A 13,913-nucleotide genomic window follows, 5' to 3' on the forward strand; every position below is an offset into this window, starting at 1 on the left:
AGAATCTAAATATGGAAAATAATGAATTACATAAAATTTTAATTGTAGGTGGCGGAGCTGGAGGATTGGAGCTCGCTACTAAACTGGGTAATTCGCTTGGTAAAAAGAAAAAAGCGGAAATTACACTCATTGATGCAAAAAAAACACATATATGGAAGCCACTTTTACATGAAATTGCAGCGGGGAGTATTAATCCACATAAAGATGAATTAGATTATTTAGCTCAAGGGTTTTGGCATGGATTTAAATTTCGTTTAGGTAGAATGGACAATTTAGATCGTGAGAAAAAAGAAGTATCACTTGAACCTTATTTTGACAACCAAGGTAATGAAATCATATCTAGAAGAACTTTCAAGTATGACACTTTAGTAATGTCAATTGGAAGCACTGTCAATGATTTTTCTGTTAGCGGAGCAGCTGAATTTTCAATTGCACTTGATAATCAGAACCAAGCAGAGCTCTTCCATAATCGTTTGCACAATGCCATTGTTAAAGCGCAAACACAAAATTCAAAAATTCAACCTGGTCAACTTGAAGTAGTTATCGTAGGAGCAGGTGCCACGGGCGTAGAGCTTGCCGCAGAGCTACATAAAGCAACAAGAGAAATGACTGCTTATGGATTAGAGAATATTGATCCAGATAAGGATATTAATATTAACTTAATTGAGGCTAGCCCAAGACTTTTACCTGCACTTCCACTGAGAATAAGCCAGGCTGTTTCAGATGAATTAAAAAAATTAAAAGTTAATTTATTTTTAGGAGAGCGCGTAACTGAGGTGACCTCTGATGGAATTAAAACTCACAAAGATAGAGAAATTTTATCCAGTCTCGTTGTATGGGCGGCTGGAATAAAGGCACCAGATTTCCTAGTAAATATCGCAGGTCTTGAAACGAACAACATTAATCAATTAAAAGTAAAATCAACATTGCAAACTACATTAGATGAAAATATTTTTGCATTTGGTGATTGTGCTGCCTGTCCAATTACACCGGGTGCAATTGAGAATGTTCCTCCCAGAGCACAAGCTGCCCATCAACAAGCTTCACTGTTATATAAATCAATCAAAAAAGTCGTTAGCGGTAAAAATAAACTTCCTAATTATGTCTATAAAGACTACGGGTCACTTGTGAACCTTGGGCGATATTCTACAGTAGGAAATTTAATGGGCTCAATTTTAGGTGGGAGTATGTTTATTGAAGGCTTGATAGCAAAAATGATGTATCTTTCGCTTTATCAAATGCATCTAGTTGCACTTCATGGGTTTGCAAGTACTTTATTTAGGTTTTTAGGAAAATTAGTTAGTCAAAGAACAGAGACTAGAGTCAAATTGCACTAATAGAATTATTTATTATCTTGTGAGTAATAAATGCTTGCAATCACCATAGCCATAAGGACAAATAAGCCAAATATAAATACAATTCCAATTATAGGTAGGCCGTATTTCACCATAAGCGTATAAGTGCCACTTAGAATTAAGATACCTAGGTTTTCACTAAAGTTTTGAGCTGCAATTGAGTGTCCCGAGCCAATCAAAATATGACCTCTATGTTGAAGAAGCGCATTAAGTGGAACGATGAGCATGCCGCTAAAAATACCAATAAATAGAAGTAAAAGGGCTGCATATTCCCAACTTGAAACAAATACCATCGAACAAACAAATGCTCCCATCAATACGCCGAGAGGAAGAACCTTAACTGAATTTTTCATTGATATGTAGCGAGCAGCAATGACAGAACCGATGGCAACACCGAATGCAACAACCGCAGAAAGTTGGGTTGCTTTATCAAGCTCAAAGTTTAGGGCAAAAGCTGCCCATGCAATAATGACTAATCTTAACGTTGCGCCAGCTCCCCAAAAAAGCGTAGTTACAGCAAGTGAAAGTTGTCCCAAGCGGTCTTTGGCAAGTTTAGCAAAAGAAAAATAAAAATCTTTTAATAAAGACCAAGGGTTCTTTGATTTTATTTTATGGTTGATTGGAAGGATAGGAATATAGCGGTTGAAAATTGCTGCCAAAAGATATAAAACCGCAATAATTAAGATAGCCATTTGCACATCAAACTTTGCTAATAAACCCCCAACAATTGCACCTAAAATAATTGCTGCAACGGTTAAACCCTCTACCCATCCATTAGCGGCAACCAAATATTCTTTTGGTAACAACTCTGTCAAAATGCCATATTTAGCAGGTGAGTATGTTGCAGCACCAATACCGACAATTCCATAAGCATATAAAGGTTCCATACCAAAAAACATTGCTAAACAACCAAAAAGCTTTATTCCATTTGACAAAAACATGACCTGTCCTTTGGGCCTAGAATCTGCGAAAGCACCTACAAAAGGGGCAAGTAATATATATGCTAGAACAAAAAATTGAAGTAAAAGAGGTTGATGCCATGTGGGTGCGTTCATTTCAGCCAATAAGGCGATTGCTGCAAAAAGTAATGCATTATCAGCTAAAGCGGATAAAAATTGTGCGGAAAGGTAGGGGTAAAAACCTTTTTTAGAATCTATATTAAAGTGTGTCTGCTGCATAATCTGCTAACCTCGATCTTTCACCTCTCATTAAAGTCACGTGCCCGTTGTGATTCCAGCCTTTAAAGCGATCGACAACATAGGTTAACCCAGAGCTCCCTTCAGTTAAATAGGGCGTATCTATTTGTGCTATGTTGCCACAACAAACTATTTTAGTCCCTGGACCAGCTCTTGTTACCAATGTTTTCATTTGCTTAGGTGTGAGGTTTTGGGCCTCATCAATAATCAAATATTTATTTAAAAATGTTCTTCCTCTCATGAAGTTTAAAGATTTTACCTTTATTCTAGATTTAATTAAATCCTGTGTAGCTGCTCTACCCCAGTCACCTGAGCTATCATCAGATTCATTTAAAACATCTAGATTATCTTCCAAGGCACCCATCCAAGGCGTCATTTTTTCTTCTTCAGTACCAGGGAGAAAACCGATATCATCACCAACAGAAACTGTTGCTCTTGTCATAATTATTTCTGAATATATTTTTTTATCTAAAGTTTGAACAAGACCTGCAGCTAGGGCTAATAAAGTTTTCCCAGTCCCCGCTTGACCTAATAGCGATATAAAATCAATATTTGGATCCATTAAAAGATTGAGGGCAAAATTTTGTTCTTTATTTTTTGCTTTGATTCCCCAAATATTAAATTTAGGTAAGGTGTAATCTTGAACAATTTGTAGGGTGGCTGAATTACCACTGATAGTTTTAACTATGGCATAGAATGGCTTATCAAAATCATAAAAGACAAATGCATTGACAAAAAAACTTTTGCATAATGGCCCCGTTATCTTGTAGAACATCTTTCCTTCCTCTTGCCAAGACTCCATAGCTTTACTGTGCTTTTCCCAAAAATTTTCTGGTAATTCATATATCCCTGTGTGGAGTAACTCTGCATCGGTCATGACCTTGTCGTTAAAATAATCTTGAGTAGAGATACCTAGGGCGCGCGCTTTAATTCTTATATTAAAATCTTTTGATACCAAAATGACATCGGTTTTTTTAAGTTGATTTTTAAGGTTTACAACAACGCTTAGTATTTGATTGTCCGCTTTAACCCCAGCTAAAATAGGAAGTTCGTAGCTGATGGTTTCAGTCTGTAAGAAAAGCTTTCCATCTACATGAGGATTTGTTTCAGATTTTAGGGCACATCCATTTTTTAAGTCTGAAGCGGGAGCTATGATTTCTTCTAAATATCGATGTGTTTGCCGAGCATTTCTGGCCACCTCTGAACTACCTTTTTTATTATTGTCCAATTCCTCGATTGTAACCATTGGAAGATAGATATCATGTTCTTCAAATCTAAATAAACTCGAAGGATCATGAAGTAGAACGTTTGTATCAAGGACAAAAACTTTCTTATTATTTTTTTTAGCCATAAAGAGAAATACTAACTAGATTGAATTTAGAACTTCTTCAGCATGTCCAGGGACTTTTAAGCCTCTCCACTCATTAATGAGCTTACCCTCTGTATCAATTAAGAAGGTACTTCTCTCAATGCCTTGAACTTGTTTGCCATACATATTTTTTAATTTGATGACATTAAATAGGCTGCAAGCGATTTCTTCAGAGTCACTTAATAATTCAAAAGGGAAATTATATTTTTCCTTAAATTTTTCATGTGATTTAATACTATCTCTAGATATCCCAAAGATTTCAACATTCTTTTTTTTAAAATCTTGGTAAAGGTTTGTAAAATCAATTCCTTCATTCGTGCAACCTGGTGTTGAATCTCTTGGGTAAAAATATAAAACAACTAATTTTCCAAGATAGTTTTTCAATGAGAAATTTGTCTCACTGGTTCCTGGTAAGTCAAAATTTGGCACAACGTGGTTTATTTCTAATTTACTCATATAAATACGACCTTTTGTTTTTTTTGAAGTTTAAAAAAAGACTATATCTTTATCAATTATAGCCTAGAGATGTGATATTTAGACAAAGCCTTCCATTAATTGGATATTGACGTAATCGTCAACTTTAATTGATTTTTGGTCCATACCTAAAACTATCAAACAGTTTGCTTTGCTCATTGAGCTTAAAACCCCAGAGCCTTGATGAGGTGTTGGTTTAACTGATAATTCACCATTACGACTGTTGTAAAAGCCTCTCTGGAACTCCATTCTTCCAGGCCGTTTTGTAATAGGTGCTGCACATTTCGCTTTCAACAGTGTGGGAAGTTTATAGCCATTATGACCCATGAGGTATTTAAGTGCTGGTTGTACCAATTGATAAAATGTAATCATTGCAGCCACTGGATTGCCAGGTAAACCAAAATAGGGAGTTTTTTCAAAAGCACCATAAGCCATTGGTCTTCCGGGTTTGATTGATAACTTCCAAAATAATACTTTACCTAATTTTTTTAAAATATCTTTCATATAATCAGCCTTTCCGACTGAAACACCCCCTGTTGTGATAATTGCATCAGATATTTTTGCAGCATGCTTAAATGTTTCTTCAATTAATTTTTTATCATCAGGGATGATTCCTAAATCGACACATTCAACATTTATCCTTTTTAACATGGATTGAATTGTAAAGTGATTGCTATCATAGACTTGTCCAGATTTGATGGGTTGGCCGGCTTTGACCACCTCATCACCAGTTGAAAAAAATGAGACTTTTAATTTTTTAAATACTTTTACTCTACTTATTCCAATTGATGCAATTAATCCTATTTCTGCAGGCCTTAAATAGACTCCCTTTTTAAGGATTTTCCCATTTTTTTTTATATCCTCGCCTAATTTTCTTATATTGACACCTTTTTTTGGAGTTTCATTAATGACAATAGAATCATTTTCTTGTTTGACTAACTCGACAGGTAAAACTGTGTCTGTGCCATCGGGAATTTTGGAGCCTGTCATGATCTGGGCCGCAAAGCCTGGTTTAATTTTTTGTTTAGAGAGATCTCCAGCCAAAATTGTCGTCGCGACTTTAAGTGTATTTTTTTCTATTAAGGAATCCAAATTGAAGGCAAAACCATCCATTGCTGAATTATTATAATTTGGCACATTAATCTTAGAAATTAATGTTTCACCTAAAATACGATCGAGTGCATCCTCAGTATTTACGTATTCAGTTCCCAAATTAACCGTTAAAAAATCGTGTATATATTTTCTCGCGACCTCTATGGTCATTGCATTAGGATCATATTCTGATAAGCAACCTGGATCGTTGACTAAGTTTTCAAGTGAGATTGTTTTTTTCATTTTCTATAAGTGTAATTATAAAATCAGTAATTTTATCTATATCAGTAAAATTAAAACATGGAATATCACATTTAATGCTTACATCTGATATCAAGCCAATTATGTTGTTATCTCTATTATGAAGTAACTCATTAGATATTTCTTTCCGATAAACCTCAACTTTAGGAATCTGCATTGTTTTTAATCCCTCTACTAAAATTATATCTGTTGGTTGATTAATTTGCTCAAGCACTTTATTTAAGTCGAAATCATTTTTTTTGTTTTCAGAAATTAATGCGGATCGACCAGCATTAAAAATTAATGTTTGTTTCGCACCAGACTCCCTTATTTTAAAACTATCCTTCCCTGGCTTATCAATATCAAAATTGTGATGCGCATGTTTAATAGCGGAAGATGAATACCCCCTTTTTTTTAATTCAGGTATAAGCTTTTCAATGACAAATGTTTTACCAGAGCCACTATTTGCTGCACAAATGCCTAGAATATATGGTTTTTTACTCATCTTAGGGCTTATATCTTTTCTAAATCAGCGATGCTGTTGATATTAAAAAAAGCATTTTTTTCTTCAAAGTCGACAGTTTGAAAATTATTAGACTTGATCCATGATTCAAGCTTCCTCTCCCCTGAAGATAGAAATTCTTTACAGTTACTTGCTAAATTTTTAGGGCAGAGCAAAAAAACGGGTTCGAGCTTATTGTTTGCTGTTGGCAAGATTATTTTAGGGTTTTTTTTATCAACGTGGCTACTTAATCGTTCAACTAAATTTGTTGGGAAAAAAGGGGTATCATTTGGACAAAATTGCACCCAGTCAGATTCTGCCTTCACTAGACCTGAAAATATCCCTGATAAAGGTCCTAATTGTCCGGGTAATACATCTACGAACTGAAGGGATTGAGGAAAAATACTTAAAAACTCGTTTGAATTAATACTGAGCTTGCATACCTGCTTTTTCATTCGATCAAAAACATGTTCTATTAACGGTTTTTTATCTAACAAAACCAACGATTTATTTTCTCCCATTCTAGAAGATTTACCGCCAGCCAATATAACGCCCTCTACGTCGTTATTCAATTAACCACCCGTATGAGACATAAATCTGATGACGGAGGGTTTCTTATCTGCCAAATTAAAATTATGAGATTTTGGTTTGATTGCCATGCTGTTTAATATGGCCTCTTTGAGAGGTTCATCATTGTGAGGATTCTCTCTAATGAGAGGCATTAATTCAATTTTTGTATCTTGACCCAAGCATAAAAAAAGTTCACCCTTACATGAGATTCGCACTCGGTTACAGTTTTCACAAAAGTTATGGCTGTGAGGGGAGATTAGGCCAATTTTTGTTTGTGTATTTTTAATATAAAAGTATTCAGCAGGTCCACTCGTAGTTAGATCTGTTTTTGATAATAAATATTTTTCTTTTAACTTCAATAAAATATCATCATTACTCACTGAGGTAGATTGCCTATCATAATCAGTGTCGCCAAGTGGCATCTCTTCAATGAAAGAAATATCAAGATAGTACTTAATAGCGTAATCCACTAAATTGTATAGTTCTTTTTCATTTATTTGTTTCATTAAAACGGTATTTATTTTAATTTTTTTAAATCCGACTTCAATAGCAGAGTGAATACCATCTAAAACTTTATTGATATCGCCCGTTCTAGTCATCTTTTTGAATGTATGGGGATCTAGGCTATCTAAACTGACGTTAATTCTCTCAACACCAGCGTCCTTTAACATTTGTGCCTTACGCTGAAGTTGGCTTCCATTAGTTGTTAGTGTAATTTCATCAAGCGCTTTAATTTTTCCAATTGACTTGAATAAATTATCAATACCTCTCCTAACAAGGGGCTCACCGCCGGTTAACCTAACTTTTTTCACACCTAACTCAGAAAAAACTCTAATTAGCCTTTCAATTTCTTCAAGTGAAAGCACAGTAGATTTAGGAAGAAAAGTCATTTTTTCTGACATACAATAAACGCATCTAAAATCACATCTATCTGTGACAGATACTCTTATATAGTCTACCTTTCTATTGAACTGATCTATAAGTTGCATTGTCACAATATATAATAAAAACTTAAAGATTTAATAATTTTACTTAAAAAAAAACAATTACTTTAATGTATAGTATGTTGAAAAATTTAGGGTTTTTTTAAAGAAATAATATAGACAAAATGTTATCCGAAAATAATTTAGAAAAAATTCAAGAGCACTTAACAGTGCTTAAAGATAAACCTGGTGCACTATTGCCTCTTATGCACGCAATTCAAGATGATCTAGGTTACATACCTGAAGAGTCATATGGGCCTATATCAAAAGCTCTCAGTCTTTCAGTCGCAGAAGTGCACGGATTTGTCACCTTTTACCACCATTTTAGGACAAAGCCTTCTGGAAAGCATATTTTGCAGATCTGCAGAGCTGAATCATGCCAATCAATGGGCAGTGAGAATATTGAAGCTTATTGCAAAGAAAAGTTAGGCATTGATTATCATCAAACCACAGAAGACAAGTCGATAACTTTAGAACCTGTTTACTGTCTAGGCAATTGTGCTTGCTCGCCAGCTGTAATGATTGATGACGATGTTATAGGTAGAGTTAACGAAGATAAAATTGATGACTTAATTGAAAAAGCTAAAAATAATGACAACTCATAAAATATATATACCTAGAGACTCAAGTGCGCTTTCATTAGGAGCAGAAGAGGTATTTAAAGCGATAAAAGCAGAGGCAAGTAATCGCAAAATAGAAATAGAAATTATTCGAAACGGTTCACGTGGTCTTTTTTGGCTTGAAACAATGGTAGAAGTAGAGACCGCTAGAGGAAGAGTTGCTTACGGACCCGTTAATCCTAGCGATGTACCTTCAATGTTTGATGAAGAATTTTTCTTAGGTAAAGATCATTCTTTATCCCTAGGAATTACAAGTGAAATTGCGTGGCTTAAGAATCAGGAAAGACTAACCTACGCTAGAGTAGGTATTACAGACCCTGTATCCCTAGTTGATTATGAGGCTCACGATGGTTTTAAAGGGCTACGTAAAGCCTTAAAGTTAACAAATCAGGAAATTGTTGATGAGGTTACAGACTCTGGTTTGAGAGGTCGAGGAGGCGCTGCTTTCCCAACGGGAATAAAATGGCAAACTGTTTTAAATGCACCTTCTGAAAAAAAATATATTGTATGCAACGCAGATGAGGGTGATTCAGGTACTTTTTCTGACAGAATGATCATGGAAAATGATCCTTTTGTTTTAATAGAGGGCATGATTATTGCTGGGTTAGCTGTTGGTGCTGATCATGGCTATATTTATTTAAGATCTGAATACCCTCATGCTCAAGCGATTCTTAATGAAGCAATTAGTATTGCAGAGAAAAATGGATTTTTAGGTCAAAATATTTTGGATAGTGAGTTTTCTTTCAAATTAGAAGTTACTAGAGCAGCAGGTGCATATATTTGCGGCGAAGAGACATCATTACTTGAAAGTTTAGAAGGAAAAAGAGGACTTGTAAGGTATAAACCACCACTTCCTGCGATTGAAGGTTTGTACGGAAAACCAACAGTAGTGAATAATGTCATTTCACTGGCAACAATTCCGATTATCTTAGATAAAGGATCAAAATTTTACGCAGATTTCGGTATGGGGCGTTCAAAAGGCACACTTCCTATTCAACTCGCTGGTAATCTAAAACAAACCGGCCTGATCGAAAAAGCTTTTGGAATTACGCTTAGAGAATTGCTCTATGATTTTGGTGGGGGGTCAGCAACAGGTAAAAATATTAAAGCTGTTCAAGTAGGGGGGCCTTTAGGGGCATTTCTCCCAGAACACCAATTTGATACACCACTTGATTATGAGAAATTTTCTGAAATTAACGCCGTTGTGGGACATGGCGGGATTGTGGCATTTGATGATTCGATAGATATGTCAAAATTAGCAAGGTATTCATTTGAATTTTGTGCAATAGAGTCTTGCGGTAAGTGTACTCCATGCAGAATTGGATCCACTAGGGGTATGGAAGTAATCGATAAAATTAAGGATGGGATTGACCAAGAAAAAAATGTGGAAGTACTTAAGGACTTAGGTGAGACTATGGTTCATGGGTCATTATGTGCTATGGGTGGAATGACTCCATTCCCTGTGATTAGTGCTTTGAATTTCTTTCCAAAAGATTTTGGGCTTGAAAAAACTGAAACTTAATTATAGAATAATAGACGAATAAACAATAACTTAAGAAAATTTAAAAGTTTGAACAAAATTCAAACTTAAATACGCCAAAAGCTAAAAATATGGATGATACAAAAGACTTCGGTACACCTTCAGCAAACTCTGAAAAACTTGTAACGCTCAATATTGATGGGGTAGATGTAACTGTTCCTGAAGGAACCTCTTTGATGCGTGCAGCTTCAGTTGCTGGTTTTAGTGTGCCTAAATTATGTGCAACAGACAGTCTCGAGCCGTTTGGTTCATGTCGTCTTTGTTTGGTAGAAATTGAGGGTAAAAGAGGATACCCTGCATCTTGCACAACTCCAGCTGCTGATGGATTAGTCGTTTCCACTCAATCACCTAAATTAGCTGAATTAAGAAAAGGTGTAATGGAATTATATATTTCGGATCATCCCCTTGATTGCTTAACATGTTCAACAAACGGTGATTGCGAGCTACAAGATATGGCAGGAGCAGTCGGCCTAAGAGACGTTCGTTACGGCTACGAAGGAGAAAATCACCTTGACTCCAAAAAAGATGAATCAAATCCATATTTCACGTTTGATCCCTCAAAATGTATTGTCTGTTCTCGATGTGTGAGAGCATGTGAAGAAACGCAAGGTACATTTGCCTTAACAATAGATGGAAGAGGCTTCGAATCAAAGGTTTCAGCTGGAAATAAAGACTTTAAAGATTCAGAATGTGTTTCATGTGGCGCATGCGTTCAAGCTTGTCCTACAGCTACATTGATTGAAAAGAGTATCGAAGAGCATGGCACACCAGAAAAAAAAGTAAAAACTACGTGCGCATATTGTGGCGTAGGTTGCTCTTTTAATGCTGAACTTCAAGGAGATAAAGTCGTCAGGATGACACCCAATAAAGATGGTGGCGCTAATCACGGGCATTCTTGTGTCAAAGGCAGGTTTGCATGGGGGTACACAACACACAAGGACAGAATAACTACACCCATGATAAGAAAAAGCATCAAAGATCCTTGGCAAAAAGTATCATGGGATGAGGCAATAAATTATGCTGCTTCAGAGATAAAAAGAATACAACAAAAATACGGCTCTAATTCTGTCGGTGCTATTTCATCTTCAAGATGTACGAATGAAGAAGTTTATTTAATGCAAAAGATTGTCAGGGCTGGCTTTGGTAATAACAATATAGATACTTGCGCACGAGTTTGCCACTCACCCACTGGTTACGGGCTCAAACAAACTATTGGTGAATCAGCGGGAACACAGAATTTTGATTCAGTGATGAAGTCAGATGTGATTATGATTGTTGGTGCAAATCCAACGGATGGTCATCCGGTATTCGCATCACAAATGAAAAGAAGACTCAGAGAAGGCGCTAAATTAATTATTGTTGATCCAAGAGAAATTGATTTAGTGGATAATACTCCGCATATTAAAGCTGATTATCATCTAAAACTCCGACCAAGCACTAATGTTGCGACAATTAATTCAATTGCTCATGTGATTGTAGAAGAAGGATTAAGCGATCAAAATTTTGTGAAAGAGCGTTGTGAAGATGAATCATTTAAAATTTGGTTAAATTTTATTAAAGACCCAAAAAATTCTCCAGAATCAATGGAATCAGAAACAGGCATTCCAGCGGACTTACTAAGAAAAGCAGCGAGACTGTTTGCAAAGGAAAAGAACGGGTCTATTTATTATGGATTAGGTGTAACAGAGCATAGTCAAGGTTCAACTATGGTTATGGGTATTGCAAATTTGGCAATGATAACCGGAAATGTAGGTAGAGAGGGCGTTGGTATCAACCCACTTAGAGGACAAAATAATGTGCAGGGTGCATGTGATATGGGTTCATTCCCTCATGAACTCCCTGGATATAGGCATGTTTCAGATTTGGCTACCCGAGCTTTATTTGAGTCAGCATGGAACGCAAAAATATATGATGAACCAGGGCTTAGAATTCCAAATATGCTTGATGCAGCAATATCAGGTAATTTCAAATCACTCTATTGTGAGGGAGAGGATATAGCTCAGTCAGATCCAGATACACAACACGTCACTCATGCACTCGAATCTATGGAATGTGTCATTGTTCAAGATTTATTTTTAAATGAAACAGCTATGTATGCTCATGTATTCTTACCAGGTTCATCCTTTTTAGAAAAGAACGGTACCTTTACCAATGCAGAGAGAAGAATTTCAAGGGTGAGAAAAGTAATGGCCCCAAAAAATGGTTATGAGGACTGGGAAATTACTCAAATGTTATCGAATGCATTGGGTTATCCAATGAATTATAAACATGCTAGTGAAATTATGGATGAAGTTGCTCAACTAACTCCAACCTTTAAAGGGGTGAGCTACGAAAAATTAGATAAACTTGAGAGTATTCAATGGCCTTGCAATGACGAGTTTCCAGAAGGAACACCTACTATGCATGTAGATGAGTTCGTTAGAGGAAAAGGTAAATTCTTTATCACAGAATATGTACCAACTGTCGAAAAAGTTAATGGTAAATTCCCCTTAATAATGACAACTGGAAGAATTTTGGCTCATTATAATGTTGGAGCTCAAACAAGAAGAACAAAAAACACGGAGTGGCATGATGAAGATGTAATTGAAATACATCCTCATGATGCAGAAGAAAGAGGTATAAATGAGCGTGATTGGGTCGGAATAAATAGTAGGTCAGGTGACACTGTCCTTCGTGCAAAAATAACAGATAAAGTTCAACCTGGTGTTGTTTATACCACCTTCCATCACCCTGTTTCAGGGGCAAATGTTATTACAACAGACAATTCTGATTGGGCTACAAATTGTCCAGAGTTCAAAGTAACAGCTGTTCAAGTGACTAAAGTAACACAACCATCAAACTGGCAATCTAAATATCAAAAATTTAGTGAAAAACAAATTGATTTTGTGAGAAATGGTGAGGAAAAAGTAAGTTAAACCAAAGTGGCTAATGAAAAATTAATTCAAACAAGCCAGACTTGCAAAGAAGTATTAATTCAAAAAAATAATAATCCTGAAGAAGTAATTAAAGAGATATTGGCTGAAGAAACTCCTGTAGCTATTGTTTACAATGGAGTATCTCATGTGGTAATGATGGTTAGCCCATGTGATTTGGAAGACTTTGCAAGAGGATTTTCAATAACCGAAGGCATTATAAAAAGTCTTTCAGAAATTTATTCAATTGAAGTTATAAAAAAAGATAATGGTATTGAAATTAATCTAGAGATATCAACTGAAAAATTTACTCGCTTAAAAGAGATAAGAAGAAATTTAACTGGAAGAACAGGCTGTGGATTGTGTGGGGCTGAGTCTCTAGATCAAGTGCTTAAAATTCCTGAAAATAAAAAAAATAAATCTAAATTTTATACAAGCAGTATATTGAAAGCATTAAAGAACTTTTCAGGTCAACAAAAAATACAAAAAAAAACTGGAGCAACTCATGCTTGTGCATTATTTGATGCTAAAGGAGACTTGATAATCTTAAAAGAGGATGTAGGAAGACACAATGCGCTTGATAAATTAATTGGAGCTTCCTTTAATTCAAAATTCTTAAAAGATTCTTTTGTAATTACTTCAAGTAGAGCCAGCTATGAAATGGTACAAAAACTTGCATATCTTAATCTCAATTTATTGGTAGCTATTTCTGCCCCAACGGCATTAGCATTAAGGTTAGCTGATCAACTTAAAATAACATTAATCGGGTTTGCTCGAAATAATCGATATAATTGTTATACGCATTCCAAGCAATTAATCGGGTAAAATTACGTCATGGAAACAAAAAATCTAATCAGAATGGCAAACGACATTGGTAATTTCTTTATAAGTTACCCAGATGAAGAACAAGCTAAGAAGGATGCTGCGGGGCATATTCAAAAGTTTTGGGGCCGCGATATGAGAAAACAAATAATAGAATATGTTACTGATACTTCAGAAAAAAATAGTCAATTAAATCCTTTTGTTTTTAATGCAATTAATAAATATCTAAAAGATTAAA

General features: G+C 35.4%; 13 protein-coding genes. 6 read left to right on the forward strand and 7 right to left on the reverse strand.

Annotation, left to right across the window (positions count from 1 at the left end; translation table 11 throughout):
• Positions 1-11: 11 nt before the first annotated feature.
• The gene (locus K6112_05465; GenBank protein QZP17474.1) at positions 12-1,337 is read left to right on the forward strand and encodes an NAD(P)/FAD-dependent oxidoreductase; all 1,326 of its coding nucleotides are present in this window, start codon (positions 12-14) and stop codon (positions 1,335-1,337) included.
• A 5-nt stretch (positions 1,338-1,342) separates the two neighbouring features.
• Here the strand turns inward: K6112_05465 and lplT are convergent, their stop codons facing one another.
• The 7 genes from lplT to moaA all read right to left on the reverse strand — a co-directional run bounded on the left by lplT (position 1,343) and on the right by moaA (position 7,787).
• Positions 1,343-2,533, reverse strand: a complete 1,191-nt coding sequence (gene lplT / locus K6112_05470) for a lysophospholipid transporter LplT (protein QZP17475.1) — start codon at positions 2,531-2,533, stop codon at positions 1,343-1,345.
• Positions 2,514-3,902: a PhoH family protein gene (locus K6112_05475; GenBank protein ID QZP17476.1), complete on the reverse strand. Its 1,389-nt coding sequence runs from the start codon at positions 3,900-3,902 to the stop codon at positions 2,514-2,516. Before K6112_05475 ends, lplT begins: the two co-directional genes overlap by 20 nt.
• A 15-nt stretch (positions 3,903-3,917) precedes the next feature.
• Positions 3,918-4,376 (reverse strand): peroxiredoxin, encoded by a 459-nt coding sequence (locus K6112_05480; protein QZP17477.1) that lies wholly within the window; start codon positions 4,374-4,376, stop codon positions 3,918-3,920.
• Positions 4,377-4,454: 78 nt separating this feature from the next.
• On the reverse strand, positions 4,455-5,729 hold the full coding sequence (locus tag K6112_05485) for a molybdopterin molybdotransferase MoeA (protein QZP17478.1): 1,275 nt from the start codon (positions 5,727-5,729) through the stop codon (positions 4,455-4,457).
• On the reverse strand, positions 5,707-6,231 hold the full coding sequence (gene mobB / locus K6112_05490; protein ID QZP17479.1) for a molybdopterin-guanine dinucleotide biosynthesis protein B: 525 nt from the start codon (positions 6,229-6,231) through the stop codon (positions 5,707-5,709). The genes K6112_05485 and mobB overlap by 23 nt, the downstream gene beginning before the upstream one ends.
• A gap of 8 nt (positions 6,232-6,239) precedes the next feature.
• A complete protein-coding gene (gene mobA / locus K6112_05495) occupies positions 6,240-6,800 on the reverse strand; it encodes a molybdenum cofactor guanylyltransferase (protein QZP17480.1) in 561 nt (186 codons plus the stop codon).
• Complete coding sequence (gene moaA, locus K6112_05500) at positions 6,801-7,787, reverse strand: GTP 3',8-cyclase MoaA (protein QZP17481.1); 987 nt, start codon at positions 7,785-7,787, stop codon at positions 6,801-6,803.
• Positions 7,788-7,906: 119 nt separating this feature from the next.
• On the opposite strand from moaA, the gene K6112_05505 reads away from it, so the two are divergent.
• The 5 genes from K6112_05505 to K6112_05525 all read left to right on the forward strand — a co-directional run bounded on the left by K6112_05505 (position 7,907) and on the right by K6112_05525 (position 13,912).
• Entirely contained in the window at positions 7,907-8,386 is a 480-nt protein-coding gene (locus K6112_05505; GenBank protein QZP17482.1) for a formate dehydrogenase subunit gamma, read from the forward strand.
• A complete protein-coding gene (locus K6112_05510; protein ID QZP17483.1) occupies positions 8,373-9,923 on the forward strand; it encodes a formate dehydrogenase in 1,551 nt (516 codons plus the stop codon). Before K6112_05505 ends, K6112_05510 begins: the two co-directional genes overlap by 14 nt.
• A gap of 89 nt (positions 9,924-10,012) precedes the next feature.
• Positions 10,013-12,856 carry a formate dehydrogenase subunit alpha gene (gene fdhF / locus K6112_05515; GenBank protein QZP17484.1) on the forward strand — a complete coding sequence of 948 codons (2,844 nt, stop codon included), beginning with the start codon at positions 10,013-10,015 and terminating at the stop codon, positions 12,854-12,856.
• A gap of 99 nt (positions 12,857-12,955) precedes the next feature.
• Positions 12,956-13,678 carry a formate dehydrogenase accessory sulfurtransferase FdhD gene (gene fdhD / locus K6112_05520; protein QZP18495.1) on the forward strand — a complete coding sequence of 241 codons (723 nt, stop codon included), beginning with the start codon at positions 12,956-12,958 and terminating at the stop codon, positions 13,676-13,678.
• Between the two features lie 9 nt (positions 13,679-13,687).
• The gene (locus K6112_05525; protein ID QZP17485.1) at positions 13,688-13,912 is read left to right on the forward strand and encodes a formate dehydrogenase subunit delta; all 225 of its coding nucleotides are present in this window, start codon (positions 13,688-13,690) and stop codon (positions 13,910-13,912) included.
• The last annotated feature ends 1 nt before the right edge of the window (position 13,913 follow it).

Source organism: Methylophilales bacterium (genome assembly GCA_019823025.1).
In the GTDB taxonomy this organism is placed as follows: Bacteria; Pseudomonadota; Gammaproteobacteria; order Burkholderiales; family Methylophilaceae; genus BACL14.

Excerpts from the sequence above, each read along its gene's own strand:
- K6112_05465 (QZP17474.1), top strand. The coding sequence starts at position 12 with ATGGAAAATAATGAATTACATAAAATTTTAATTGTAGGTGGCGGAGCT.
- lplT (QZP17475.1), bottom strand. The coding sequence starts at position 2,533 with ATGCAGCAGACACACTTTAATATAGATTCTAAAAAAGGTTTTTACCCC.
- K6112_05475 (QZP17476.1), bottom strand. The coding sequence starts at position 3,902 with ATGGCTAAAAAAAATAATAAGAAAGTTTTTGTCCTTGATACAAACGTT.
- K6112_05480 (QZP17477.1), bottom strand. The coding sequence starts at position 4,376 with ATGAGTAAATTAGAAATAAACCACGTTGTGCCAAATTTTGACTTACCA.
- K6112_05485 (QZP17478.1), bottom strand. The coding sequence starts at position 5,729 with ATGAAAAAAACAATCTCACTTGAAAACTTAGTCAACGATCCAGGTTGC.
- mobB (QZP17479.1), bottom strand. The coding sequence starts at position 6,231 with ATGAGTAAAAAACCATATATTCTAGGCATTTGTGCAGCAAATAGTGGC.
- moaA (QZP17481.1), bottom strand. The coding sequence starts at position 7,787 with ATGCAACTTATAGATCAGTTCAATAGAAAGGTAGACTATATAAGAGTA.
- K6112_05505 (QZP17482.1), top strand. The coding sequence starts at position 7,907 with ATGTTATCCGAAAATAATTTAGAAAAAATTCAAGAGCACTTAACAGTG.
- K6112_05510 (QZP17483.1), top strand. The coding sequence starts at position 8,373 with ATGACAACTCATAAAATATATATACCTAGAGACTCAAGTGCGCTTTCA.
- fdhF (QZP17484.1), top strand. The coding sequence starts at position 10,013 with ATGGATGATACAAAAGACTTCGGTACACCTTCAGCAAACTCTGAAAAA.
- K6112_05525 (QZP17485.1), top strand. The coding sequence starts at position 13,688 with ATGGAAACAAAAAATCTAATCAGAATGGCAAACGACATTGGTAATTTC.